The organism is Halorubrum aethiopicum, from assembly GCF_001542905.1.
Classification (GTDB): Archaea; Halobacteriota; Halobacteria; order Halobacteriales; family Haloferacaceae; genus Halorubrum; species Halorubrum aethiopicum.
The window spans coordinates 20,820-44,032 of the sequence record NZ_LOAJ01000003.1 but is presented as its reverse complement, the minus strand read 5'-3'; the positions used below and the strand labels follow the sequence as shown (position 1 = coordinate 44,032).

The window sequence follows — 23,213 nt, the reverse complement described above, 5'->3', positions numbered from 1 at the left end:
TGCTGGCGCCTGCCGTACACCGCCGTGACAAAAGCAACGCAGGGATACTGTACACAGTCCAGAATAGGGACGGCGGCTTGGCACCACCAGCAATCCACTAGTCCGATGCTGTGGGACTACCTATGGCTGGACTACAAACTTGGGACTCTCACCACTCGGGATTTCTTCGCGTTTACGCGGAAGAGGAGATCAATAATTACGCACAGGTTCGGCGAGATTCGATCCGGCGAAGACTGTAATCGTCACGAGCACGAACGCGATCAGTGAGAGATTCGGAATCGTGAGTCCGATCATCGGAGCCTGCCACTGGACGACTGCACAGGGGCCAGCAAGGGTACATGAAGCCGTCGTTGCTTGGAGCACGGAGTGATATCCCGCGATTAAAGCACCCACCAAGGATAGTGGCACAACTGTTCGCCAGACCGTGTTGTGACTCTCGAGGGCGGCAACGCCGAGAACGACGACGAGCGGATACATGAGGATACGTTGGTACCAGCAGAGGGTACACGGAATGAGATCGAGGCCGAGACTGAACCAGAGGCTTCCCAGGGTCGCAACCGTCGCGACGCCTGCCCCGCCTGCAAGCCAGAATTGACCGTCGGACGTCCATGACTCAGTTTGATTCAGCTGCATCTTCGATCAACTGTCTTGCTCGTTCTTCGTTTCCGAGTGGATTGACCGTCGTGCCATCGATGAGGAGCGTGGGTGTGGCGTCGACACTGGCATCGCTTGCAGCACTGTCAGTCGCCCGAAGCGCGTCGTCGTACTGATTTTCTTGGATCGCCGTGCGGATCGACGCTGTCTCAGAGACGCCTACGGCCTGAGCAAACCCGACCAATCTTCCGGTGGTCGCCCACTGGTCGCTCTCGGGTGGCTGATTCCGGAACACGTATTCGTGAAATGCCCAGTATGAGGCTGGGTCAGTGTTCCAGACGGCTAATCCGGCCTGCCCGGCTGCCGGTACATCGGGGCCCAAAAATGGGTCGCCACCGATATATGCGAGATTGCGGAACTCGAGCGCGATCGTACCTGGTTCCACGTAGTCCGTCACGAGTTGTGAGAGCATCCCCGTACTGAACTGGGCGCAGTACGGACACTTCCAGCTCCCGAAGTATGTCACCGTGACATCGGCATCAGCGGATCCCATCGTCGCATACCGGAAGTTCCCAGGCGAGTCCGGAATTGGGGCAGTGGTGACGGCACCCGCATCACCTCCAGCATTTGCGCCGTCATCCGGTTCAGTACCCGTATTGTTAGAGAGAGCGGTGGCGCCGATCACGACACCGGCAGTGGCGATACCACCACCGGCGAGGAGAAGCTGTCGGCGGGTCAGTCCTCCGACAGCAGCTCCGGCACCTCCCTCGGAGAGCCGCTCTGAGAACGTGTGTGAATCAGCGGCTGTATCCGCCCGTTTGTAGTCCACACGTGAGAGGTAATCCGGATGCGCGGCGAGCCAGTGTCTGTAGAGCTGTTCCTCAGTTTCGTCACCGAGTTGTTCACCACAATAATGGCAGGCGCTGTGAGCGTTCCATGTGTGGTCACGCGCTGCTCCAGCTGTTTCGAATTGATCAGTACAGATCGGGCAGGTATGAACAGTCATTCGTGATCACAGCTCCAGGTGGCAGATTTCATAGGCACCGTGCTGTTCTCTCATAGTGAGCTGAACCGTCGGTATCTGTGGCATTTTTATACGCAAGGTGTCATTAGTGGCGGAGATATGCGACGAGGCAGGTCGTCAGGAGACAGAGGAGAATGAGGATTGCCACGCCCAGGTGGGTCGTCACGATAATCGGTTGGAGATTTTCCGTGACAGTCAATCCTCCGAGGATAACCTGTAACGGAAGGAGGGCGAGAGCGGCCGTGGCCGACCATTTGATAGTCGGGGTATTCCGGTGTGTCACCCACGCTCCAAGGGTCGTGCCGACGATCAGAACTCCGGCCGTCATCGCCAGTCCACGGTGAGCCCACTCTGCGAAGATTTGTAGTGCAGAGTATGGCGAGTTAGCAATGATCTCGGGTTGAAGGAAGGGAACCCACGTCCCGTAGCAGGTTGGCCAATCGGGACAGGAAAGTCCAGCACCGATTGCACTAGTGTAGGCTCCGAGAAGCATCACGATATACGTCACTAGTAGCGTGAAACCGGCGATATGCCTGTACTCGACCGGAATCCTTGAAATCGTGGTTCGGACGTCGTGCCAGCGGAGTCGGACTTGAGACATAATAGTGGGTGGATAGTCTAAATGGCGATATCCCAAGTTGATATCTTGGAAACAAAGTGGTAGGCCGAATTCCTACTGAATGGGACACCGCCCGATGTTCATCCCTGAGTATGTCCATGGAATTATCAAGGAAACTCGCCGTTGTGGGGAAACCCAAATGCGTCAACATTATCATGTCCAAAGAACACACTCGAGAACAGCCGGCAGAAGAAAGTGCCTGTGACGAGACGTCTGTCAACGACAATATCTGTCCCGAATGTCAGGGTCAGATTACCCGGAACGCCGATAGTAGTGAAGCGGCCTGCGAAAGCTGTGGCCTGGTTTTTCAAAGCGATCCAATCGATCACGGCCCAGAATGGCGCACATTCATGTCAGACGATCGGGATGAAAAGGGTCGAGTCGGTGCCCCAATGACGCAACTAATACATGACAAAGGATTAAGTACAAAGATTGGCTGGCAGGATCAAGATTCGTACGGACACGCAGTTCCCGAGCGCAACCGGTTTCAACTACACCGCCTTCGGATGTGGGATGAGCGGTTTCGAGCAAAAAATGCGGATGAGCGGAATCTTAAGCAAGCACTCGGTGAAATTAGCCGAATGGCATCTGCTCTGGGAATTTCAAAACCGATACAGGAAACTGCCAGTATGCTCTATAGGCGTGCTGTAGAAGAGGATCTGCTACCTGGCCGATCAATTGAGGGGATGTCAACTGCATCATTATATGCAGCTACTCGGAAGCATGGAACTCCACGACCACTTGATGAATTTGCTGTGGTGAGCCGTGTTGAAAAGATTCGGATACAGCGAGCGTATCGATACCTGTCACGTGAACTCAATTTGGAGATTGAGCCCGAAAATCCGGCCCAATATATACCTCAATTTGCGTCAGCACTTGACATAAGCGACGAGGCAGAACGCCGCTCTCGTGAACTCCTTGAAGTGGCAACAGAGAAGGGAATTCATAGTGGAAAGAATCCGGCAGGAATGGCTGCTGCTGCTCTGTATGCAGCAACCCACCTAACCAACGAGAAACATACTCAGGAAACCGTGAGTGAGATCGCCCATGTTAGTCAAGTAACTATTCAAAATCGGTATAAGGAACTTCTAGAGGTGTACTCGGAGCATGACTAATTTGAAGCCTGTAAGAACAACGTGCTCCTACAAGTAGAATTAAAATGGATAGAGTATTAGCTTTAGTAATAAACGATTCTGTACACAAATCAATAACTAGTTCCAAGAGTTCCACGGAATTGCTGGAGAATGACCAATTCTACGAAAGATAAGATTTTTCAGGAGACGGTAATCGAACAATGGAAGACAACTCAGTACCGGCCGAAGATAAGCCGGCACTACAGGATGTGCTCGATGCACTTGATGATCCTGATTGTCGATCCATTCTTCGAGAAATTCATGAACCCATGACAGCAAAAGAATTGAGCGAAATTTGTGACATCCCGAAATCAACGCTGTATCGTAAGTTAGATCTTCTCAGTTCTGCTTGTCTTGTCAAAGAACAAGATACGATCGGAACCGAGGGAGGACGAGTAACCTACTATGAGCGATCATTTAATGATGTGATGATTTCTATTGATGATATGGGTGATTTTTCAGTGAATATCCAACACAGATCACGATCTACCGATAAACATCTTGTAGACATCTGGTCGATGATGGGAGATGAAATATGACTGCCATTGTAACGGCGATCGCAGTCGTCAAGTTCGTCATCCTGATTCTTGGTGGTAGTATTACCTATATTGCATTTAAAGCGTATCGACACACAGGTGAGGAGTCACTACAGATGATGGGCGTTGGCTTCGGGATTCTTACACTAGGAGCCGCTCTGACCGGTATAGCAAATCAGTTATTTTCTGTTGGGTTGGCGCACGTTGTACTCATTAATAGCTTGTTTGTCGCTTCAGGCCTCGCAGTGATCGTATACTCTCTGTATATCCAGAAATAATCGCGATAGCAAACGATTGACCCAGATTAGTCGTTATACTCTGTACTGGCGGTTGAGATAGAACTGCTCAGTGGAATCCGCAGAAGACGTCGAAATTGGGCTACTCTGTGCTCGGCTCAAGAACACTGCGGAGAGAATTCAGAGTTAGTACTTAGCAGAGAGGGAATAGATCGAGACCACTGAGAGGATCTATCCAACTCCTCGACGTCGAATCGCGAAGTAATCGTCTTTTTAGAGATCGTGATCCTTGTGCCGTCATCGGATTCAACAGAGCAGAACAAAGCCGAAAAACAGTGAGTGCGTTTATGACTCTCAGAAGAGGTAGAACAGCGGAAAAATGAACACCCAGACGATGTCCACGAAGTGCCAGTAGAGGCCGAAGTATTCGATCGGCCGCTCGTCGTCGAGGTAGTGACCCTGATACGCCCTGACGAACAGGAAGATAGCGATCAGGAGGCCAATGACGACGTGGACTCCATGGAGCCCCGTTGTGACGTAGTAGATCGACGCCTGAATCGGGTCACCGTGGGCGTTGGCCGAAATCGTCACACCACGTTCAAAGATCTCTTTGTTCCACTCCCATAGTTTGATGCCCAAAAACGCAAATCCAAGTACAATGGTTGTACCGAGGGATGCGAGCAATCCTTTCCGGCTTTCCCGGCGAGCGGCCACCAGCGCCAAAATCACGGTGAACGATGAGGTGAGCAGGACGAACGTGTTGATCAGTCCTGGAAGTGCATCCGTCAGCGGCTCCCAAGTCATCCATCCAGCGTTGTACCGGACGAAGATAGCTGCTGAGAGGAACGCGCCAAAGACGATCACGTCCGACGCGATGAAAAACCACACTCCCAGTTTTACTTTTTCAACGCTTTCAAACGGCCATCGCTCTGCAAACTCGGTCGGTGGAGCGTAAAAGTCTTCGAGCCCCCACTTCACGCCGGTCCATATAACTCCGACTAATCCGATAACTATGAGTATCGGGTATATCGGGTTTGAGATTGTTACGCCCGTCGATGCGAGCGATTCACCCAGCTCGAAGACAACATTATCGCGGAACCCGGTGAGGCCTAGGAATAACACACCAACAGCTAGCGAAAGAGCAAGCGGCCAGATACTTGCGTGGCTCGGATGCTTATCCCAGTATGGGTACTTTTTGATATGCTTTGGATGTGTGTCACCACCGTCAGTAGCCCTGTTCCCATCCGTGTCGGTCTTTACCGCAGGACCACCGTCCGGAACATAGTCTTTTACGAACTCCAGCTTTCCAGAAGCATACGACGGCCGGTTCGGCCAATTCTCTAGCGGCGGCGGCGAGGAGACCGCCCACTCTGCCGTCCGTGAGTAATCCCATGGGTTCGCCCCAGCATCAGGACCGGAAACGTACGACTTCGCAAAATTATAAAACATGATGAAAAAGGAGAACCCGAGGACGAATGCACCGATTGTGCCGAACTGATGGTAAATCTGGAGCTCAGGGTTGTACTCGAAGACGCGGCGAGGGGTTTCCCATCCGAGGAACATTGAGAAGTAGACGGCATTAAATCCGATGAAAAACAACACGAAATGGATCTTCCCAAGAAGTTCATTATACATCTTCCCAGTTATTTTTGGGAACCAGTAGTACGCGGCACCAATTAGTGCCGTGGCACCGCCAAACATAACGTAGTGGAAGTGTGCGACCACCCAGTAGGTGCCACGGAACTCGTAGTCGAGGACGATAGCACCGAGGAACACCCCGGTAATGCCACCGAGAATGAACAACAGTAGCGCCCCGAACGCAAAGAGGAACGGCGTCGTAACCTGAATACGCCCCTTAATCAGTGTATAGATCAGCGAGAACACGATCAGGTCAAAGGGTAACGAGATTCCGATCGTTGTTGCCATCATCAGGGTCTTGATTTCCAAATTGATCGTGGTGAGGAACATGTGGTGCATCCACACGAGGAACGACTGGACCGAAACAAGACAGATAGCAATGATAACCCATTTTCGGCCGACAAGCCGGCGTCCGGAAAACGTCTGGAACAACTCCAACATCGCACCAAGTGCAGGGAAAAAGACGATGTACACTTCTGGATGTCCGAAGAACCAGAACAGATGCCCCCACAAGAGGGACCCACCCTCAGTGGCCGAGAAGTAGACGCTCCCTAGTACACGGTCGGACGCCAAAATAAGTCCCGCGGCAAGCAGCGCAGCGAACGCGAACAGCATCATCCACACCGTCGCAAGGATGGTCCAAGTGAACATCGGCATATCCATGATACCCATCCCTTCGGCTCTGGAGTGATGAATTGACACAAGGAAATTCACTGAAGAGGCGGTGACCCCAATAGTGAACATTGCAAGCGCGAGTATCGCTCCCGTCGAACCGATGCTCGGCGTGTACGCGGGTATGTTGAGCGGTGCGTATATAGTCCATCCAGCGCTCAGTGTGCCGCCCTGAAAGAAGCTGATTGATAACAGCACGCCAGAGAACAGATACATCCAATACGAGAGTGCGTTCAGTCGCGGGAACGCAAGGTCATCGGCGCCTATCTGGAGCGGGACAAAGTAGTTCGCGAACCCGAAGGCAAACGGGGAAAGGAACCAGAACACCATTATCAGCCCGTGGGCTGTGACCGCTTCGTTATACGCGAGCCCAGACAAGATTTGACTCGTCGGCTCCCACAGCTGGATGCGGATCAACAGCGCGAGCACGCCGCCGAACAGCAGGAAGAACAGCGCGGTGATCGTGTATAAAATTCCGATATCCTTGTGATTCGTCGTGATGAGCCAGCGTTTCACCGAGCTCGTGGGTGGAAGATCACTCATACAGGGACACCTCCGGTGGGCGCGGCGTCGATGCTGGATGCGTTCGTGCCGCTAGATGCGTTTTCACTTTGAGTTCCAGCGTACCACTCTTCCCACTCCTCTTGCGGGAGCACCGTGATTTGACCAGTCATCGCGGAGTGACCGGCACCACATAGCTCAAAGCACTCAACCCTGTACGTTGCTTCGCCTCCCTGTTTTTCCACTTGTTCAGAACTTACAGAAAACCAGACATTGCTGTACTCTCCGGGGATGGCATCAGATTTTATCCGCAACTCCGACGATCCGAAGTTGTGCCACACATCGCGTGATGTCACATTGAGGTCAACACGCTGATCGGCCGGCACGATCATCTCGCCGGTCGTGGTGTGACCATTCGGGTACTCGTACTCCCAGCCGAACTGGTACCCCTCAACGAGAATCTCAATGTCACCCTCGTCGCTCGTGTCGGGCCCCTCTTCGACGTAGAGGAGAAGCCCATACGCGTACACCACGAGGCTGATGACGACGATCGCGCTCAACCCGAACGACAGGAAGAGCTTCTTGGCTTTGGGACCGCCCTGTCCTGTCGGAAGCTCGCCGACTGTGGGCGCGTCGAAGTCCGCTTTTGGTTCACTCCCATCGTCACGGTACTTATACACATTCCACAGTGTGTACGTGACGACAATCGTACCGACGAGCGTCCCGAGTGTGAGGAAGACGAGAAAGATCTCGTCAAAGACCTCAGCCTGTGCCCGCCAGTCACTTCCCTGTTGTAGGACGGTTGGGTTTATCATACGTGTCTCACGACTCTTGCGGGGCGCTTCACGAGGATTCACTTATTACTTTGTTTCGAATGCGTTATTCAATCCGATCACGGCGCCAAGACACTGTTGCCGTCTATCACGAATAGGATATCAAGTACGTCGACGACGAAAAATCCTCGCGAGACCGCATCGTCCTCGGTCACGAAAAACACCTCAACGCATCTACCTACGATACGCAGCTGGTCCGAGCTGTCGAGAGTATATTATTTCGCTTTGACTGGAACAGGAGCGACATCCGACACGAGCTCAGTGGAATACGTGTAGTTGATTTCACGGACTGGGTCTGACCTCCTCCCGATTTTGAGTTGTAAACTCGTGACGAGGGGAAGGAGTGAACAGGAAGAGGAACCACACGGGCTCGCAGTCAAGTCCGAACTCGACGACTACTACGAACAAGAGATCAATCATGGGCGGCTCTATCCAAACCTCGATGACCTCGTCGACAAAGGCCTCCTGGAGAAGGGTGAACTCGACAAACGGACGAACGTGTACACGGTCACACAACGCGGATTGCGGGAGATCGAGGCGCGACCGGGGGTGGGAAAGCCAGTATTTAGAAGACGTGAACGCACCCACTACGTCGTAGAATCATCATAAAAGCGGGACTGCTTTACCCACTTCCCACGAATACACAGTGAGATGGCTCGGCTCGTCTTCTATCACCACCCACAGTCCGAGAATTTCTCACTCAAATATAGCTCAGCATCGGTAGCAAAGATCCGGTCTCAGCGAGATCAATCCGAGGAGTCGACAAAGCTCATCGGGTACCCCTTCGAGACACCGGTCTATGTGCTCTACGAAGGCGATTCAGAGATCGAATCAGCCCAAAATATCGACTTCGATCAGGAATGGCTGAGCGACCGTATTCGTAATCTCCCTCGTGCTGGACAAGTTGTCACATTCCGATTAGTAGAATTGCTCGAAGCAGCTGTCGATGTTCGAGATGAGGATGAGTTCCGGCTCTACAAGGAGTTCGAACCACAAAAGATCCAGCAGGCACTCGATCACGTATCTTGGGGCGCACCACTGCCGACCGTCGCTGGAGAGGTGATGTCGAATTTGATCCTACGACATTCCCTCCCAAACGCGAATCACCGAACTGGCATCGCGATGCTGCAGTTCGGTATTGAGAGTGTGGAGCCGGATTTTGAGATGCCACGAACGCACGTCGACGACGATACCTGGCGAGAGTGGGTCGACCCCTACATCGTCGATTCCAAGCGGCTCATCACGGTCCGCCGGAACAACCTCCGTTTCAAGCAACTCGAAGAGCTGGACGTCGACCTCGTCGAACGGAAAGACGGGATCCAAATCCGATTAGCCGAGTTCGAGCTGGATATGCACTGGCGAGAAGCCCTCTCAGAGTACGCTGAGCAACACGAATCACACTGTACAGACTTCGCTCAGGCAGTCCTCCAACGTGCAGGACGGGACGATCTACTCGACCAGCAAGGGCCAACGAAACAAGAGTTCATCACGTATCTGGAGAACGGACTGGTCGAACGGGACTTCAGAGAAATGTTCTGATCAGTCGCGAAGCTCGGCGACCGACTGTCCGACCTCGCGAACGTGTTCACTTCGCTCGAGGTCAAGTTCCTCGGCGAGGTAGTCAACCGTCTCTTCGAGGCTCATATTGGAAAGAAGTCCGTCAAGCGCTATAAACCTAGTGCTGACGCAGCAATGTCGTCCATCAGAGGAAGCGTCTGTGTATACCGATCTACGTACCTCTCGGGAGAACTGTGGAATCGCTGACCGCATAGCGATACCCGCCGAAATTACGCAGTGTCGCCATTTGCTGTCCACCAACCGAACTCAGTGGAAAGAAGCTCCGAAGCGATCGGGAGCGTTTCAGTCTGCAGGTTGTGCGTCAGTCGCTGGTGTCCCGCCTGGAAGCTCGGGGATGGACAGGTCCACGCGGCGGAGCAATTGGGCGTTGATCGCGACGATTACTGTACTCAACGACATCAGGAGCGCACCCACAGCGGGGGACAGCAGAATCCCAATCGGTGCCAACACGCCTGCTGCAAGCGGAAGCGCGAAGACGTTGTAGCCGGCCGCCCAGACGATGTTCTCCTGCATCTTCCGGTAGCTCGCCTTACTGAGCTTCACGAGTCGCACCACATCCATCGGGTTGTTCTGGACGAGGATGACGTCGGCCGACTGGACCGCAACGTCGGTGCCGCTTCCAATAGCGATGCCGACGTCGGCTCGCGTCAGCGCCGGCGCGTCGTTGACACCGTCGCCGACCATCCCCACGAGCTTCCCCTGGTCTTGGAGTTCCTGCACTTTCTCGTCTTTGTCTTCGGGGAGAACCTCCGCGAACACCGTGTCGATACCCAGTTCGTCCGCGACGGCGTTGGCGACATCCTGGGAGTCGCCAGTCAGCATCGCTACCTCGATACCCAGATCGTGGAGCGCGTCGACGACGCGGAAACTCTCCTCGCGGATCACGTCGGCCATCGCGAAGGCGGCGATTAGCTCTCCGTCACGAACGAGATACACCACTGTCTGGGCGTTCTGTCCGGCCTCGTCAGCGAAGCGCTGGAGATGGTCGGGTATCTCGCTATCGAGCTGGGTCAACAGGTTCGGCCCACCGACGTACACCTCGTTTCCGTCGACGTTTGCGCGAACCCCTCGACCTTTGATCGCCTCGAAGGCGGTCGCGTCGGGAGTAGTTAGGTCTCGCTCGTCGGCGGCCTCGCGGATCGCTCGGGCGATCATGTGTTCGGAGTCACTCTCGACAGCCGCCGCCAGTCCGAGCGCCTCGTCCTCGTCGACGCCGTCGACGGTCGCCATATCCACGACGCCGTGTTCGCCCTCGGTAAGCGTGCCTGTCTTGTCGAAGATGATGGCGTCCAGCTTCCGTGCGTCCTCCATCGCGATGCGGTCGCGAACGAGCATCCCGTTGCGAGCGGCGAGCGACGTGTTGATCGCGACGACCAAGGGGATTGCGAGCCCGAGGGCGTGCGGACAGGCGATGACGAGTACCGTGACGACGCGCTCGATGACGGTCGCATCGAACGACACCGCTACCGTCCACGCAATCGCGGTCACGACTGCCGCCCCGAGCGCGACATAGAACAGCCAGCCGGCCGCCCGGTCGGCCAGTACCTGCGTCTTGGACTTGCTCTGCTGGGCTTCCTCGACGAGACGCATGATGCCCGCGAGCGTCGTCTCCTCGCCCGTCGCACCGACGCGAACACGGAGACTCCCGTCGCCGTTGATGGTGCCGCCGATGACCTCGTCGCCAGGCTCTTTCGAGACGGGCTTGGACTCGCCGGTGATCATCGACTCGTTGACGTCGGAGTCTCCCTCCTCGACGGTGCCGTCAGCAGGGACACTCGCGCCCGGCCGGACGAGCACGAGGTCGCCTTCGGAGAGCTCACTGACGGGGACTTCCTCGGTTTCCCCGCCGTCGGTGATGCGCTCTGCGGTGTCGGGCATCAGCTTCGCCAGCTCGTCGAGCGCGCTGGAGGCCCGCCGGACCGACCGCATCTCGATCCAGTGGCCGAGCAACATGATGTCGATCAGCGTGACGAGCTCCCAGAAGAACGCCGACTGTGTGGGGAAAATCACGCTCGCGAGGCTGTAGACGAACGCGACGGTGATCGCCATCGAGATGAGCGTCATCATCCCCGGTGACCGGTCTTTCAGCTCCGGTACCGCCATCTGGAGGAACGGGACCCCACCGTACGCGAAGACAATAACCGCGAAGACGGGGTTGATCCATTCGCTCCCCGGAAATGCTGGGACAGAGAAGCCGAGCCACTCCTGCAGCATTTCGCTGTACAGGAGGACGGGGACCGACAGGAGCGTCGAGACGAAGAAGCGCCGGCGGAACATCTGTTCGTGGCCTTCGTGCATCCCGCTATGGCCCTCGCCGTGTCCTTCGTGGGAACCGTGGCCGTGCCCGTCGCCCTCGTGTCCGGCGTGTTCGTGCTGCTCGTGGGACGCCATCTCACCTGCCGCAGCAGGGTGAGCTTCCTCCTCTAGTAGTCCCTGTTCTACCCCTTCCTCGTCCGATTCCGCGACCGCTTCATCGTGCTCACCGTGTTCGTGCTGGTGGCTGGTGGTGTCCGGCTGGTCCTCTCCTCCCGAGGAATTCTCAGTTGTATCTTTGTGGTCGTCCATGAGTCATGTTCTCTATTGAGGTGGTTCCGCCGGCTTCCTGAATCTTCGGCCCTGAAACCGTACAGCAAGAGCAGCGTAGACAAGCTCCGAAGACAACGGTTAGTCGTCGTCTCGAAGCGACTTGTGCTATCCGCAGCGCACGATACTCAGGCGTGAGCGGTGTATCCTGCGTCTTCGACGGCCGCCACGAGGGCCGTGACCTCTGCCTCACCGTCGACGCTTGCCTGTTCACTCTCCCTGTCGACGGTCACGGAAGTCACGCCAGAGACCTCTTCAAGGGCCTCTTCGACCGTCTGCTCACAGTGGCCGCACGACATTCCTTCCACGGTGATGGTCGTCGTCATACAGAGGTACATACGACTCCCTCCCTTTAGCGGATTTCCCCTTCGATTATACTGGTCTCTTGGAGATTAAACTTTAGATTCCAAGTGATACGTGCAGCCGCAACGAACCAAATCTCAGATACAGCAGCTGACGATGCCGGGAAGACTTAGGTATCGTTGTGGCGCTCCAGATACGTCTTCGCCGCTAAAAGGACGTATAGTGCGCCGATAGCCCGAATACCCGAGCAGAATCGCTCGTTCCATTCGATCGACTCCGGACGCTCGTACAGGAACGCGGTGGCAAATCTTCGATACAGATCGGGAAACAGGAAGACGATAGCGCCGAACACACCGGTAAGATTCATCAGCCACGCGTATGCTCGCCCGTTGAGGAGGGAAATCGCAGCTATCAGAACGCCCTCAGACCGGATAGCTGGGCGGACCCACCCTCTCACCGTTCCCTCGCTTGGATTCGCAATCGCGAGTTTCTCGAAGAGCTTGACGATTTTGTCCGGGAACAGCGCTGAGAGAGCGCCAAGGACACCCACGAGTGTTCGAATCATACGATACTGTACGACCGGTACGGACATAATTCCCGCTGCGACCCTACACTGGCGAGAATAAGGGGAATCCGAACAATAGCGACTTCGAATGAGGAACAACGCCCAGAGGCCGCTTCTCGAATGAACGTCCCGAATCCTCAGGGGTTCGGGGCATACAGGGCGTAGAGAATCGACAGCATCCCGGCGGCGGTGACGAGTGCTGCGACGAATCCTGCTTCGAAGATCGACACTTCGAGGATCTCGAAGAGCACGCCTTCGAGGAGGCCACCAAGACCGACCAGCGCGAAGCCAGCGGCGACGTACAGGAGTAACTGCGTGTGATTCCGTTGGTATCCGCGATAGGCCTGGTAGGCGATCACCAGTGCCAGGGCGGTCGTGAACAGCTTGCCGATGACGAATAACGTGTGTTCCATGAGTCAGTCTCCCCGCATCTCCTCGAAGATGGACGTGATCCGGTCGGCGGGGTCCGGCCGGACGTCGATCTGCACGTCGAACCCCTCCGCCTGCAGGAGCACTTCGACGCGTTCGAGACGCGCTTCGTACTCGCTGTAGTGCCGGCCGCCCGGGTCGACGTGCGTGTACTCTTCGAGGAGGCCCTGCTCGACGAGGCGGGTGACCCGGCGCGAGACGGTCGGACGTGACATGTCGCATTCCTCGCTGAGTTCCTTCGCAGACAGGCGGTCGGTCTTCGTCGCCACGAGGATGTCGCGGGCGTACTCGTCGTCGAGCGTGGCGAAGATGTCCGACGGGTCGGCCTCCTCAGTCACACGTCCGTACTCGCTACAGGAGGGTAATATAGCCCGCCGGTTTTCTGACTCAGAACGCCGGCTCGCTATTATATCGTCTCTACTCGCCTACTGATAGTTGAAGGTGCAATAATTATGTCCACACTCGACTCCGGCATGAACCAGCTTGAGAGCAGAGTCGGCGGGCTGACCGTCGGCGGGAAAGTCCACAGCCTCAGCGCGTGGTTCGTTCTCGCGCTTCGCCTTATGATGGGCTACGCGTTCGCCTACTCCGGCTTCACGAAGATCACCGGTGAGTTCGCCGCCGGCGGCTACCTGTCGAACGTTGCGGCGACGAACGGCAACCCGCTCGCGGGGATGTTCGCGTGGATGGGTTCGACGCCGTGGTTCGTTGAGTTCGCGAACGTCGCCGTGCCGTGGGGCGAGCTGTTCATCGGCCTCGGCCTGCTTGTCGGCGCGCTCGTCCGCCTCGCGGCGTTCTTCGGCGCGCTGATGATGCTCATGTTCTACTTCGGGAACTGGGACATGGGCCACGGGTTCATCAACGGCGACTTCGCGTACATGCTCGTGTTCCTCGCGGTCGCCGCGTTCGCCGCGGGCCGCATCCTGGGCCTCGACCAGTACATCGAGAACTACGACGTCGGCGGCGAGACGCTCGTCGAGCGCTACCCCGCCCTCGAATACATCCTCGGCTAACCACGCCGAGACCTTTGGGAGTACAACAATGCAAAATCCAATTCAAGCACGTGGGATTCGTTCTCTGGGATTCATCGTCGTTGGAGCGCTGGCTCTGGCCGTCGTCGCCGGAATGGCGCTAACACACGCGACCGTCTCGGATGCAATGATGTGGAGCTGGCACGACGGTATGTGGAACGACGGCCACATGGCCGGCTGGGGTAGCTGGGGCTGGGGGATGATGCTGTTCGGGCTCCTGTGGATGGCACTCCTCATCGCCGTCCCGGTGTATCTCGTCTACTGGCTGGGATCCCGGTCGCAATCGAACGGCCCCGCCGAGGATAGTGCACTCACCGTTCTCCAAGAGCGGTACGCCCGTGGCGAGATCGACGACGAGGAGTTCGACCGCCGTCGCGCCCGTCTCACACCAGATGATGGACGGTAGCGGACGGTCGTTTCCTACTCGCTGACTTCAGTTTTCACGACGGTTGCCGGACGCGTCGTCAATCGGAGAACGCGGTCAGTGACACTTCCGAGCAACGCACGATATTCGTCCGGCCGGCGTTTGGTGCCGAGCACGAGGAGATCGGCGTCACAGTCGTCTGCGTGATTCACGATAGTTTCAGCGGGGCGGCCATGTTGCATCGACATATCGACGTCGACATCAGTCTCTGCGGCTCGACGTCGGAGTTCCGAAAGCGTCTCCTCGCCGTGTTCTTCGAGGCCATGTTCAGGACCTTCAGCCTCGTCGACGTACTCGTCCCCGCTGTACGCAGTCACGACATCCTCGTCGACGACAAAGAGCACGTGAAGAACTGCGTTGTGAGCGGCTGCGAGCTCGAGTGCGTGCGTTGCAGCCTCTTTAGATGCGACAGTTCCATCGGTCGACAGGAGAATTCGATCGTACATTTAGCCGAATTTCAAAGGAAGTACCAATAAATCTGCCCTCCAGTTTCCATCGACGGGGACCAACTATACACCACTCCCCCCCACCTCGTCTAGTCGGATTCGCGCTTCAAGCCCGAAGGGGCACCGAGAATACGCTTCCCACTCTCCTCAGAGGGGGAAGGTATCTTTGATTGACTGGAACGCAAGGCGGCCGAGTAACTGCGCGGGACCCCGCTTGGGGAGGTCGCGGGCAACGCTCATCGCGCCCGGTGGGTCACTCCCACCGCTATCGAGGTCCCAGTCTGTCTCCGACTTGAAGCGCTCAATAGCCGTCTGCACACGGTCGCGTACGGCGTCGGCGTCCATCGTCCTCACGTCGCCATCCCGCAGCAGTATCTCGCCGTCTACGATGGTCGTCGTGACGTCGCCGGGGACTGCGTTGTTGGCGACGTGCGCGGGAATATTCGTCACCGGCGTGAATTTGGGTTGGTCGAGGTTGAGCAAAATGACGTCGGCCCGCTTGCCGGGCTCGATACTCCCGATTTTGTCACCGACGCCCAGCGCGCGTGCCCCTTCGATGGTGAGCATCCGCACTAACTCCATCGAGTGGAACTGCCCGGCCGAGCGCTTGAGGTTCGCCGCGAGTCGAGCCTGCCGCGCCTCGCCGAACAGGTTGTACGAATCGTGCCAGTAGTGGTCGTCGATACCCAGTCCAACGTCGACGCCCGCCGCCCGGAGTTCCGGTACCGGCGTCCACTGCACGTCGGGGCCCGGGTTCCAGTAGCAGAATATCGACGGACAATGTGCGACCGCTGCACCCGCGTCTGCGGTCCGTCGGATGTCCTGGTCGTCGGCCATGCGATAATGAGCAGCCACCAGTCGTTCGTCGAGGAGGCCGACGTCGTCGAGCAGGTCGAGCGAGTCTTTCGCACCGTTCGACCGCGCCATCGTGTTACTCTCCTCAAGCTCAAGCAAATGCGTGTGAACGAGCAGGTCGGGGTATTCGTCCGCGAGGTCCGCAGCGCGCTCCCACAGCGTGCGGGTACACGACCAGTCGTCGTGGGGGTTAATCGTCGCTCGGATTCGGCCGTTGTACGTCTCGTGGTACTCGTCGATGAATTCGCGAGCGCGGTCGAACTGCTCGTCGACGGGAACGTCCCAGAAGAGATCGGAGAGTGCCGGTCCGAAAAATCCGCGAAGTCCCGCTTCGCCGAACGTTTCGGCGCCCGCGCTCGGCCGGACATCTTGGGAGTTGACAGTGGTGACGCCGCCGGCGAGGAAATTGAGCGCCGCGAGTTCGTACCCGGCTCCGGTGAGGTAGTCGTACTCTCCGTCTGCGATTTCCCCGTAGATAGCCGTCATATTCCCCATGAGTTCGGCCATGCTGAGGTCGCTGAACGCGCCGACCATCGGCGTCAACTCGAGATGCGTGTGGGCGTTGACCAGTCCTGGCATCACCAGTTTTCCTGCACCGTCGATGATGCAGTCAGCTGCTGTGTTCGCGTCGTCGCCCCGGGAAGTCCGGACCTCGGTGATGGCCCCATCTTCGATGAGTACTGTGCCGCGTTCGTAGAGCCGATTCTGCGCGTCGACTGTGAGCACGAATGCGTCGTGGATTGCGATATCAGCTGTCATTTAAATCACCTCGGGAGGGGTTGCTCCGTGGTGTGATTAGCGCCCGGTCGCCCCAGTTGAAGGGGACGAGAGTAACGAGTCGGAGCGTTCTTTCGCGGACTTGTCTCGGGGGAAGCTATACTGGCGAACAGCATCCACTGGACAGATGCACCGAGCGATACGGCGTCATCGATACGCGGACTCGGTGAAGAGGCTGGGCGGTCTTGCCCGGCAGAGTTCCCCTTGCCGACTGGACACGAACGCGAATTAATGGTCGTGGTCATGGCCTTCCATCACCATCGGGTGGCCGGTGGCGTATTCGTCGGGGTTTTCTTCGAAGGTCTCCTTACAGGTCTGTGAGCAGAAGTAGTACGTCTCAGCGTCATGGGTCGTCGATGGCTCGCTGTCGTCAGTCCGCATCCCACAGACGGGATCACGGTACTGGCCAGGCGCACCAAGGCCGCGACGATACACGTACAGGAGAAAGCCGGAAAGCGCGAACGCAATGAGGTTGAGGTAGAACGTGTAGTTGAGCTCGAAGTACGTTTGCTCGGTCGCCGTCTCGCCGCCCGCCAGATCAGGGACGATGTTGAGGGCGTCGAACAGCAGCTCCATGAGGAAGCCGGTGAACGCCATCGTGGCGAAGAAGACGCCGAGAATGTACAGCATCACCTTCCAGCCGTAGTATTTCCGGTAGACGTTCAGCACGGGAATCGTGATGAGATCGGCATAGACGAACGCGATGACGCCAGCGAAACTGATGCCACCGCCCCAAAGCGCGACCGCGAACGGGACGTTGCCCATGCTGCCGACGAAGCTGATAACGGCGATGGCGACGCCCATAATCGCGTTCTCGGCAGTCACAAGTAGCCCGTCGCCCTGGATGAACAGGGTGTTCCACACCCACTGGGGGACGAACACGATGACGAACCCCGAAATGAGGAAGCCGGCGATGACGTCCTTCCAGATCATCGACCACTCCTTGCGGTACTGGTTCCCGACTTTGTACCAGCCACCCCACGACAGCAACTCGTCACGCCACCCACCGCGACTCGACATCTCCTGGCGGTAAGTCTCCATACACCCCTCCGAGCAGAACTTGAGCGTCTCACCGCCGTCAGTCGTAAGCGTGTACTCGTCTTTGCCTTCCATCCCGCAGGTTGGATCCTCGGTGACGCCCGCCTCGTGATCGCGCTCGTTGAGCGTCTCTCGCACCTCATCGAAGAGGTTCTCCGGGAGCGTGAGGTGAACGATGACGGCCATCACGGCGATGAGAATGAGTCCGCCGAGTAACTCTGCGACTAGGAACTCCCAGCCGAGCAGAATCAGGATCATCAACCCGAGTTCGACGATGAGGTTCGTCGACGCGAACATGAACGCGAGGAAGTTCACCGCGTGCGCCCCCTTCTTGAACAACCCCTTCCCGATGGCGACGGCGCCGAAACTACAGCCACTACTGGCCGCGCCGAACGCAGTCGCCTTGGTGAGCCCGCTCAGATCGCCATCGCCGAGGACCTGCGCCATCCGCTCCTTGGAGACGTAGACTTGGACGAGGCTCGTGATCGTGAGGCCCATGATGATCGCCCACGCTGCCGTCCAGAGGAAGCCCACTCCGATACGTAGAGCTTCGGAGATGCCATCAATCATCGTCGCTACCATAGGTATCAGTTCGAAGGGATCATCTATTGCAGTTTTCCTTCAGATAGTTCGGGTCAGAGCCGTGATGAGTAGGTATTCAAAAGAATTGTGGCGGGTGGAACACGTAGGTCAAAGGCACAACCGCATTGAATAGTTAGTGCGTAGTATAATCTGAGAACCCCAACTCAGGGAGGGATCACAATATGCCGACAAATTCAGACGATACGCGACTTGTTACGCTCCTCCTCGTTATCATCGGTGCCGTCTTCATCGTCCCGTTGTTCTTCATGGGCTTCGGGATGATGGGGTTTGGTCCGATGATGGGCGGGATGTGGGGCGGTCACATGTGGGGCGACGGGACGATGCCTGGCTGGATGTTCATCGTCGGCATCGTGATGCAGCTGCTGTTCCTCGCTGCCCTCGTCGGTGGTGGGTACCTCATCTATCGCGCAGTTACGGGAGCTGCGAGTGATTCGGACCAGGCACTCGAAGAGCTTCGGCTTGCCTACGCTCGCGGGGAGCTGACTGACGAGGAATACGAACAGCGACGCGAAGCACTCGAACGAGATACCTGATTACGACGAGACATCAAAGCTGAAGGATGACCGGCTACCCCGACCACCGTCAACAGTCTCCCCGTCCGCAACTTCCAGCGTGGCTTGACCGATACACGACGGTGGGGTTATACGGGCTCCTCATCGGGACTGGACTCTGTCTGGTCGCGTTCCTCACGAATCCCGTTCCCGATCCCTCGTTCCCGTGGGCGACGCTGCCCGAGTCTCTACGATTACCGATTGCACAGCCCCGGATCGAACACTGGCCGGTGACCTACACTATCGGTATCTGGCTGTGGATTATCGGCTTTCCCGCGCTGTTCCTCGCTGGCTATAGACGATTCGGAGACTGGATGCCGTTCGGAACACCGATGTGGCTTGCTGGACTTCCGGCGCTCGCGATGCTCAGCTGGACGACATACTGCCGGTTTTTCTGGCCGAAGCTTCATCCGCCGACCTGGAACGCTCCCTCCTACACGGTCGTCTGCTGGCTATACTGCTCCTCGTACAACGTGCTCTGGAGTAATCTTGCCTATCTGATTGCGTTCGTCGGCGTCGCCGCGACAGTTCTAGCTGTGCGACGCCGGCACGTAGCCGGATACATCCTACTCGGGTTCGGAGTCTTCGCACTTCCCCTCGGATTGCCAGCTGTGTATGAGGGATATCGCCGGATAACTAAAACACACGGTGAAGTGAGGCCTTGACAGCGGTACAGGGCGCAAGCTCAAGAATCTCGGTGCGCACGAACGAACGCCCGGCGGAGGACAGTCAGGAGCACGTAGGTTTCGTACTTCTGGGTCTGACAGTGCTCACACGGCTGCATATCTGCGACGATCTCCGCTATCGCGTCGTCGTGGTCTTCTGTGAGAGTATCGAGTGAGTCCCTGATCTGGGGTTGAACGGCCTCGATCATCTCCTCAACAGCGTCATCAGCTGACTCTGGCAGCGAGTACGAGAGGACGATCGTATTCGCGTGGTAGTACTTCGTCGTCCCACCGCGCCCTTCCTCGAAGCGGACGACGTCGACGAGACCGGCATCCCGTAACTCGTTGATGTGATGACGAACCGTGTTCTCCGTGCGGTCGACGCCGCGGTCCTCCAAACGGCCGTGGACCTCAGTTGCGGTCAGCGCCTCCTCGGAGAGGATATCGAGGATCATCGCCCGCATCGGTTCATCGATGGCATCCGAAACCCGGGTGTCTCGCACCGCGATGTCCTCAAGCCGGTGGTCGGTACCGGAACTACTCATACGAGAACTGAGTATGAGCAGGTGGGAAAAGCTAGCGGGACGCTGCTTAGAACTCAGGTCGCTGGGTCCGCGATACCGAAAGCCCTAGACAGCCCGTTTGACTGTTCCAATCACCTATATCTGTATTCAAACATATCATCTAAAAAATACTTATTGGGGTACGGGCACTACCTCAAACTGTAATGAGCGACACAACCCAGTTCCGCGTCCTCGACTTCGACTGCCCGACCTGTGCGAGCACCGTCGAACGCGCCCTATCGAACGTCGACGGTGTCCAGCACGTCGAGGTTCACTACGCGACCGGCCGCGTCGAGATCGAATATGACGACAGCGTCGCTGATCCCGACGCCTTCGCACAGACCATCGAAAACCAGGGGTACACGCCCCAACCAGCCTAACACCATGAACATTCAATCGATCACGCAGTACTACCGGAAACACCGGAAGGCCATCGTCACGGCGACGAGCGGTCTGCTGTACGGCGGTGGCTGGAGTCTGGGCTACCTCACGAGTTTCGAGATGGCAAGCGCCGCCATCCTCGTCCTCGCGACGATCGTGGGTGGCTACGACATCGCCAAGACCGCCTACCACGAGGTCACGAACCGGACACTCGGCATCAAGTCGCTGGTGACGCTGGCCGCTATCGGGGCCATCGTCATCGGGGAGTACTGGGAGGCTGCCGCCGTCGTCTTCCTGTTCAGCCTCGGCAGCTACCTTGAGGGCCGGACCATGCGGAAGACCCGGACGGCCCTCCAGGAGCTCCTGGAGATGACGCCCGACACGGCGACCGTCCGTCGCGACGGGGAACTCCAAGAGGTTCCCGCCCGGGAAGTCGAAGAGGGCGAGGTCGTCGTCGTGAGGCCGGGCGGGAAGATTCCGGTCGATGGCGAGGTCGTCGACGGCGAAAGCGCCGTCAACCAGGCGCCGGTCACCGGCGAGAGCGCCCCCGTCCACAAGGCCGACGGCGACGAAGTCTACGCCGGGACGGTCAACCAGGAGGGCGCGCTAGAAATCCGGACGACGGGTGCGGGCTCGGACACGACGCTCGAACGTATCATCCGTCGCGTCGAGGAGGCCCAAGAGGCCCAGTCGCCCACGGAGAGTCTCATCGACCGGTTCGCGAAGTACTACACGCCGGCCGTCATCGTGCTGGCCATCGGCGCATATGCAGTCACGCAGAACGCGATCCTGTCGTTGACGCTGTTGGTCATCGGCTGTCCGGGCGCGCTGGTGATCGGGCCGCCAGTCAGCATCGTCTCGGCCATCGGCAACGCCGCCCGATCGGGCGTGCTGATGAAGGGCGGCGAACACCTCGAACGCGCCGGCAAGATCGACCTCGTCGCCTTCGACAAGACCGGCACCCTCACCAAGGGCGAAACCACCGTCGCCGACGTCGAGGGATTCGGCGTCGCCGATGACGAAGTCCTCTCGCTCGCGGCAACCGCCGAGAAGAAGAGCGAACACCACCTCGCTGACGCCATCGTTGACGCAGCCCGCGAGCGCCCGACTGCTGCGACGGACGGTGGGGCGGCGGTCGCCCAGGCGGACGAGACGGACGCCAGCCTTCAGTCGATTCCCGGTCCGGACGATTTCGACGTGGTCGCTGGTAAGGGCGTTATCGCCCATACCGAGGGCACCGAAGTTGTTGTCGGCAATCGCGCACTGCTGGAGGACCGCGACATTAACGTCCCCAGTCGGATCGCCGACTACGTCCGCGAGCGTGAGGAGCGCGGCGAAACTGTCGTCCACGTCGTCCGGGACGGGGACATCATCGGCGCAATCGCGCTGCGGGACGAGCTCCGGAAGGCAGCTCCTGGGGTCGTCACGGCGCTTCAGGACGTCGGCATCGAGACGGTGATGCTCACCGGCGACAACGAGCGGACGGCCGCCGCCGTCGCCGAGGAGGTCGGCATCGACGAGTACCGCGCCGAACTCCTCCCCGAGGACAAGCAGAGAGTCATCGAGGCCTACCAAGCCGACGGCCACGTGGTCGCGATGGTCGGCGACGGCATCAACGACGCGCCGTCGCTGGCGACCGCCGACGTTGGCATCGCGATGGGTGCCGCCGGGACGGACACCGCCATCGAAACGGCAGACATGGCGTTGATGGCCGACGACCTCGACCGCATCCCCTACGCGGTCAAACTCAGCAAGGCGACGCGCTGGAACGTCCTCGAGAACGTCGGGCTCGCAGTGCTGACCGTGACCGTCCTGCTCGCGGGCGTGCTCACCAGCTACGTCACCCTCGCCGCGGGAATGTTGGTCCACGAGGCCAGCGTCCTCGCGGTCATCCTCAACGGGATGCGACTGCTTCGCCACTGACCACTAGATACGATCATCACCACCACTCATGACATCAAACTCGACTGCGACCGCCGAGACCCAGACTAGAACCAATTGGAAGGTAGACTACGACGTCGATCCGATCGAAATTCGCGACCCTGTCGCGGAGGCCCTCGGCGTTCTCGAACCGGGTGACCCGTTCGTCATCACCTATAGAGACGCGGTGAAAGAGGCGGGACATTCCTGTCCGACTGCCTCGGGCGCCTACCGGATCGTCCAGTTGGGGCTCGACGCCCTGTATCCCGACGACTATCCAGTTCGGAGCGAAATCGAGGTGCAGGCGGCCGGCCCGCAGGACGATGCTGCGTATGGCGTGATGAGCCGCATCATCTCGTACGTTACTGGCGCGACCGAAGACGACGGATTCAGCGGGCTCGCCGGCGGCTACGGCGGCCGCCGCGACCTCCTCGTCTTCGACGCGTTCGACCCGGACACGGCAGAGCCGACGTTCCGGTTCCGGCGAACCGACACGGACGAGACCGTCGAAGTGACCTACCACGTCAGCGACGTTCCTGACGGTGGACCCGCAATCGGGAACCTCCAAGGGATTCTCGACGAATCGGCAACTGAACAGCAACGAGAGGCTTTCGCTGACGCCTGGCACCGCCGGATACAGGTCGTCCTCAGTGACGACTCGCTGTTCACTGTCAAAGCGGTTTGACGCGACGGTCTACCCCTCTCACTCGAAATA

The 23,213-nt window shown here is 57.9% G+C and carries 25 protein-coding genes and 1 pseudogene; 12 read left to right on the top strand and 14 right to left on the bottom strand.

The genetic code is table 11. The features are described 5' to 3' along the window. Positions 1–189: 189 nt before the first annotated feature. The 3 genes from AXA68_RS16325 to AXA68_RS17620 all read right to left on the bottom strand — a co-directional run bounded on the left by AXA68_RS16325 (position 190) and on the right by AXA68_RS17620 (position 2,219). The gene (locus AXA68_RS16325; protein ID WP_080505345.1) at positions 190–633 is read right to left on the bottom strand and encodes a disulfide bond formation protein B; all 444 of its coding nucleotides are present in this window, start codon (positions 631–633) and stop codon (positions 190–192) included. Further along, positions 614–1,600 carry a thioredoxin domain-containing protein gene (locus AXA68_RS16320; RefSeq protein ID WP_080505344.1) on the bottom strand — a complete coding sequence of 329 codons (987 nt, stop codon included), beginning with the start codon at positions 1,598–1,600 and terminating at the stop codon, positions 614–616. Before AXA68_RS16320 ends, AXA68_RS16325 begins: the two co-directional genes overlap by 20 nt. Before the next feature lie 103 nt (positions 1,601–1,703). Further along, the gene (locus AXA68_RS17620; protein WP_066419146.1) at positions 1,704–2,219 is read right to left on the bottom strand and encodes a COX15/CtaA family protein; all 516 of its coding nucleotides are present in this window, start codon (positions 2,217–2,219) and stop codon (positions 1,704–1,706) included. A 173-nt stretch (positions 2,220–2,392) separates the two neighbouring features. On the opposite strand from AXA68_RS17620, the gene AXA68_RS16315 reads away from it, so the two are divergent. The 3 genes from AXA68_RS16315 (at position 2,393) to AXA68_RS16305 (ending at position 4,184) form a co-directional block, all read left to right on the top strand. Next, positions 2,393–3,352, top strand: a complete 960-nt coding sequence (locus AXA68_RS16315) for a transcription initiation factor IIB (RefSeq protein ID WP_080505343.1) — start codon at positions 2,393–2,395, stop codon at positions 3,350–3,352. A 179-nt stretch (positions 3,353–3,531) separates the two neighbouring features. After that, positions 3,532–3,909 carry a winged helix-turn-helix domain-containing protein gene (locus AXA68_RS16310; protein ID WP_080505342.1) on the top strand — a complete coding sequence of 126 codons (378 nt, stop codon included), beginning with the start codon at positions 3,532–3,534 and terminating at the stop codon, positions 3,907–3,909. Beyond that, the gene (locus AXA68_RS16305; RefSeq protein ID WP_080505341.1) at positions 3,906–4,184 is read left to right on the top strand and encodes a DUF7521 family protein; all 279 of its coding nucleotides are present in this window, start codon (positions 3,906–3,908) and stop codon (positions 4,182–4,184) included. Before AXA68_RS16310 ends, AXA68_RS16305 begins: the two co-directional genes overlap by 4 nt. A 312-nt stretch (positions 4,185–4,496) precedes the next feature. Here the strand turns inward: AXA68_RS16305 and AXA68_RS15490 are convergent, their stop codons facing one another. Together AXA68_RS15490 and coxB are read right to left on the bottom strand one after the other, a co-directional pair. Continuing rightward, positions 4,497–6,995, bottom strand: coding sequence for a cbb3-type cytochrome c oxidase subunit I (locus tag AXA68_RS15490; protein WP_066419144.1), 2,499 nt, complete (start codon positions 6,993–6,995; stop codon positions 4,497–4,499). Next, positions 6,992–7,768 (bottom strand): cytochrome c oxidase subunit II, encoded by a 777-nt coding sequence (gene coxB / locus AXA68_RS15485; RefSeq protein WP_066419138.1) that lies wholly within the window; start codon positions 7,766–7,768, stop codon positions 6,992–6,994. Before coxB ends, AXA68_RS15490 begins: the two co-directional genes overlap by 4 nt. A 327-nt stretch (positions 7,769–8,095) precedes the next feature. Between coxB and AXA68_RS16300 the strand changes: the two are divergent. Beyond that, positions 8,096–8,384 (top strand): annotated as a pseudogene (locus tag AXA68_RS16300) (helix-turn-helix transcriptional regulator). A 53-nt stretch (positions 8,385–8,437) separates the two neighbouring features. Next, positions 8,438–9,325 carry a hypothetical protein gene (locus AXA68_RS15475; RefSeq protein WP_066419134.1) on the top strand — a complete coding sequence of 296 codons (888 nt, stop codon included), beginning with the start codon at positions 8,438–8,440 and terminating at the stop codon, positions 9,323–9,325. A 321-nt stretch (positions 9,326–9,646) separates the two neighbouring features. Here the strand turns inward: AXA68_RS15475 and AXA68_RS15470 are convergent, their stop codons facing one another. The 5 genes from AXA68_RS15470 to AXA68_RS15450 form a co-directional block, all read right to left on the bottom strand. Beyond that, positions 9,647–11,929 carry a heavy metal translocating P-type ATPase gene (locus tag AXA68_RS15470; RefSeq protein WP_066419131.1) on the bottom strand — a complete coding sequence of 761 codons (2,283 nt, stop codon included), beginning with the start codon at positions 11,927–11,929 and terminating at the stop codon, positions 9,647–9,649. 146 nt (positions 11,930–12,075) lie between these two features. Then, a complete protein-coding gene (locus AXA68_RS15465; RefSeq protein WP_066419296.1) occupies positions 12,076–12,273 on the bottom strand; it encodes a heavy-metal-associated domain-containing protein in 198 nt (65 codons plus the stop codon). Positions 12,274–12,419: 146 nt separating this feature from the next. Beyond that, on the bottom strand, positions 12,420–12,815 hold the full coding sequence (locus tag AXA68_RS15460) for a hypothetical protein (protein WP_066419295.1): 396 nt from the start codon (positions 12,813–12,815) through the stop codon (positions 12,420–12,422). 137 nt (positions 12,816–12,952) lie between these two features. After that, complete coding sequence (locus tag AXA68_RS15455) at positions 12,953–13,228, bottom strand: DUF7521 family protein (RefSeq protein WP_066419129.1); 276 nt, start codon at positions 13,226–13,228, stop codon at positions 12,953–12,955. A 3-nt stretch (positions 13,229–13,231) separates the two neighbouring features. After that, a complete protein-coding gene (locus AXA68_RS15450) occupies positions 13,232–13,582 on the bottom strand; it encodes an ArsR/SmtB family transcription factor (protein ID WP_066419127.1) in 351 nt (116 codons plus the stop codon). A 114-nt stretch (positions 13,583–13,696) separates the two neighbouring features. Between AXA68_RS15450 and AXA68_RS15445 the strand changes: the two genes are divergently transcribed. Continuing rightward, positions 13,697–14,257 carry a DoxX family protein gene (locus tag AXA68_RS15445; RefSeq protein WP_066419124.1) on the top strand — a complete coding sequence of 187 codons (561 nt, stop codon included), beginning with the start codon at positions 13,697–13,699 and terminating at the stop codon, positions 14,255–14,257. A 112-nt stretch (positions 14,258–14,369) separates the two neighbouring features. Continuing rightward, positions 14,370–14,681 carry an SHOCT domain-containing protein gene (locus tag AXA68_RS15440; RefSeq protein WP_232745146.1) on the top strand — a complete coding sequence of 104 codons (312 nt, stop codon included), beginning with the start codon at positions 14,370–14,372 and terminating at the stop codon, positions 14,679–14,681. A gap of 14 nt (positions 14,682–14,695) precedes the next feature. On the opposite strand, the gene AXA68_RS16295 is transcribed toward AXA68_RS15440, so the two are convergent. From AXA68_RS16295 to AXA68_RS15425, 3 genes are all read right to left on the bottom strand, one after another. Further along, a complete protein-coding gene (locus tag AXA68_RS16295) occupies positions 14,696–15,145 on the bottom strand; it encodes a universal stress protein (protein ID WP_080505340.1) in 450 nt (149 codons plus the stop codon). Between the two features lie 147 nt (positions 15,146–15,292). Continuing rightward, the gene (locus AXA68_RS15430) at positions 15,293–16,759 is read right to left on the bottom strand and encodes an amidohydrolase family protein (protein WP_066419118.1); all 1,467 of its coding nucleotides are present in this window, start codon (positions 16,757–16,759) and stop codon (positions 15,293–15,295) included. Positions 16,760–17,005: 246 nt separating this feature from the next. Continuing rightward, on the bottom strand, positions 17,006–18,397 hold the full coding sequence (locus AXA68_RS15425) for a permease (RefSeq protein ID WP_066419114.1): 1,392 nt from the start codon (positions 18,395–18,397) through the stop codon (positions 17,006–17,008). Between the two features lie 182 nt (positions 18,398–18,579). Between AXA68_RS15425 and AXA68_RS15420 the strand changes: the two genes are divergently transcribed. Both AXA68_RS15420 and AXA68_RS16290 read left to right on the top strand, forming a co-directional pair. Then, positions 18,580–18,951, top strand: coding sequence for an SHOCT domain-containing protein (locus AXA68_RS15420; RefSeq protein ID WP_066419111.1), 372 nt, complete (start codon positions 18,580–18,582; stop codon positions 18,949–18,951). Positions 18,952–18,977: 26 nt separating this feature from the next. After that, positions 18,978–19,634: a hypothetical protein gene (locus AXA68_RS16290; protein WP_015299307.1), complete on the top strand. Its 657-nt coding sequence runs from the start codon at positions 18,978–18,980 to the stop codon at positions 19,632–19,634. Positions 19,635–19,654: 20 nt separating this feature from the next. On the opposite strand, the gene AXA68_RS15415 is transcribed toward AXA68_RS16290, so the two are convergent. Beyond that, entirely contained in the window at positions 19,655–20,179 is a 525-nt protein-coding gene (locus tag AXA68_RS15415) for an ArsR/SmtB family transcription factor (RefSeq protein WP_006183491.1), read from the bottom strand. A 182-nt stretch (positions 20,180–20,361) separates the two neighbouring features. Here AXA68_RS15415 and AXA68_RS15410 point away from each other — a divergent pair, with 182 nt between their 5' ends. Genes AXA68_RS15410 through AXA68_RS15400 form a run of 3 tightly spaced genes read left to right on the top strand, consistent with a single transcriptional unit; the run spans position 20,362 to position 23,183 of the window. Further along, entirely contained in the window at positions 20,362–20,577 is a 216-nt protein-coding gene (locus tag AXA68_RS15410; RefSeq protein WP_006183492.1) for a heavy-metal-associated domain-containing protein, read from the top strand. A 4-nt stretch (positions 20,578–20,581) separates the two neighbouring features. Next, a complete protein-coding gene (locus AXA68_RS15405; protein ID WP_066419108.1) occupies positions 20,582–22,501 on the top strand; it encodes a heavy metal translocating P-type ATPase in 1,920 nt (639 codons plus the stop codon). A 28-nt stretch (positions 22,502–22,529) separates the two neighbouring features. Then, a complete protein-coding gene (locus AXA68_RS15400; RefSeq protein ID WP_006183494.1) occupies positions 22,530–23,183 on the top strand; it encodes a hypothetical protein in 654 nt (217 codons plus the stop codon). The last annotated feature ends 30 nt before the right edge of the window (positions 23,184–23,213 follow it).

What these genes read in the sequence shown, in the direction of transcription:
- AXA68_RS16325 (WP_080505345.1), bottom strand. Translation starts at nt 633, where the DNA reads ATGCAGCTGAATCAAACTGAGTCATGGACGTCCGACGGTCAATTCTGG.
- AXA68_RS16320 (WP_080505344.1), bottom strand. Translation starts at nt 1,600, where the DNA reads ATGACTGTTCATACCTGCCCGATCTGTACTGATCAATTCGAAACAGCT.
- AXA68_RS17620 (WP_066419146.1), bottom strand. Translation starts at nt 2,219, where the DNA reads ATGTCTCAAGTCCGACTCCGCTGGCACGACGTCCGAACCACGATTTCA.
- AXA68_RS16315 (WP_080505343.1), top strand. Translation starts at nt 2,393, where the DNA reads ATGTCCAAAGAACACACTCGAGAACAGCCGGCAGAAGAAAGTGCCTGT.
- AXA68_RS16310 (WP_080505342.1), top strand. Translation starts at nt 3,532, where the DNA reads ATGGAAGACAACTCAGTACCGGCCGAAGATAAGCCGGCACTACAGGAT.
- AXA68_RS16305 (WP_080505341.1), top strand. Translation starts at nt 3,906, where the DNA reads ATGACTGCCATTGTAACGGCGATCGCAGTCGTCAAGTTCGTCATCCTG.
- AXA68_RS15490 (WP_066419144.1), bottom strand. Translation starts at nt 6,995, where the DNA reads ATGAGTGATCTTCCACCCACGAGCTCGGTGAAACGCTGGCTCATCACG.
- coxB (WP_066419138.1), bottom strand. Translation starts at nt 7,768, where the DNA reads ATGATAAACCCAACCGTCCTACAACAGGGAAGTGACTGGCGGGCACAG.
- AXA68_RS15475 (WP_066419134.1), top strand. Translation starts at nt 8,438, where the DNA reads ATGGCTCGGCTCGTCTTCTATCACCACCCACAGTCCGAGAATTTCTCA.
- AXA68_RS15470 (WP_066419131.1), bottom strand. Translation starts at nt 11,929, where the DNA reads ATGGACGACCACAAAGATACAACTGAGAATTCCTCGGGAGGAGAGGAC.
- AXA68_RS15465 (WP_066419296.1), bottom strand. Translation starts at nt 12,273, where the DNA reads ATGACGACGACCATCACCGTGGAAGGAATGTCGTGCGGCCACTGTGAG.
- AXA68_RS15460 (WP_066419295.1), bottom strand. Translation starts at nt 12,815, where the DNA reads ATGATTCGAACACTCGTGGGTGTCCTTGGCGCTCTCTCAGCGCTGTTC.
- AXA68_RS15455 (WP_066419129.1), bottom strand. Translation starts at nt 13,228, where the DNA reads ATGGAACACACGTTATTCGTCATCGGCAAGCTGTTCACGACCGCCCTG.
- AXA68_RS15445 (WP_066419124.1), top strand. Translation starts at nt 13,697, where the DNA reads ATGTCCACACTCGACTCCGGCATGAACCAGCTTGAGAGCAGAGTCGGC.
- AXA68_RS15440 (WP_232745146.1), top strand. Translation starts at nt 14,370, where the DNA reads ATGGCGCTAACACACGCGACCGTCTCGGATGCAATGATGTGGAGCTGG.
- AXA68_RS16295 (WP_080505340.1), bottom strand. Translation starts at nt 15,145, where the DNA reads ATGTACGATCGAATTCTCCTGTCGACCGATGGAACTGTCGCATCTAAA.
- AXA68_RS15430 (WP_066419118.1), bottom strand. Translation starts at nt 16,759, where the DNA reads ATGACAGCTGATATCGCAATCCACGACGCATTCGTGCTCACAGTCGAC.
- AXA68_RS15425 (WP_066419114.1), bottom strand. Translation starts at nt 18,397, where the DNA reads ATGGTAGCGACGATGATTGATGGCATCTCCGAAGCTCTACGTATCGGA.
- AXA68_RS15420 (WP_066419111.1), top strand. Translation starts at nt 18,580, where the DNA reads ATGCCGACAAATTCAGACGATACGCGACTTGTTACGCTCCTCCTCGTT.
- AXA68_RS16290 (WP_015299307.1), top strand. Translation starts at nt 18,978, where the DNA reads ATGACCGGCTACCCCGACCACCGTCAACAGTCTCCCCGTCCGCAACTT.
- AXA68_RS15415 (WP_006183491.1), bottom strand. Translation starts at nt 20,179, where the DNA reads ATGAGTAGTTCCGGTACCGACCACCGGCTTGAGGACATCGCGGTGCGA.
- AXA68_RS15410 (WP_006183492.1), top strand. Translation starts at nt 20,362, where the DNA reads ATGAGCGACACAACCCAGTTCCGCGTCCTCGACTTCGACTGCCCGACC.
- AXA68_RS15405 (WP_066419108.1), top strand. Translation starts at nt 20,582, where the DNA reads ATGAACATTCAATCGATCACGCAGTACTACCGGAAACACCGGAAGGCC.
- AXA68_RS15400 (WP_006183494.1), top strand. Translation starts at nt 22,530, where the DNA reads ATGACATCAAACTCGACTGCGACCGCCGAGACCCAGACTAGAACCAAT.